General features: G+C 53.2%; 1 protein-coding gene. It reads left to right on the top strand.

Annotated features, from left to right (window positions below; translation table 11 throughout):
* Positions 1 to 316, top strand: a 316-nt coding sequence (locus tag Q4528_RS13225; protein ID WP_303521955.1) for a DNA/RNA helicase domain-containing protein, incomplete at both ends; no start/stop codon positions are given.

Raw genomic sequence — 316 nt, 5'->3', positions numbered from 1 at the left:
CCATTTCCGGGATCACTATGTTGGGTCCACAGAAGTTCCTTTTGAGAAGGTTGTTGTCTTCGACGAAGCCCAACGCGCCTGGACCAGTGATCAGGCATCTAAGTTCATGCAGACCAAGCGTGGCCAAACGGACTTTGACATGTCGGAACCTGAGTTCCTCATTAGCGTGATGGATCGGCACGAAGATTGGTGCACGATTGTGTGCCTGATTGGCGGTGGCCAAGAGATAAATACAGGCGAAGCCGGCCTCGCAGAATGGTTGACGGCGCTCCAACAGAGGTTCCCAGACTGGCAAGTGAATGCCTCAGATTTGCTC

Source organism: Staphylococcus pasteuri, assembly GCF_030547725.1.
GTDB classification, from domain to species: domain Bacteria; phylum Bacillota; class Bacilli; order Staphylococcales; family Staphylococcaceae; genus Staphylococcus; species Staphylococcus pasteuri.
The sequence above is the reverse complement of the archived record's forward strand: the minus strand, read 5'-3'. Positions and strand labels throughout refer to the sequence as shown.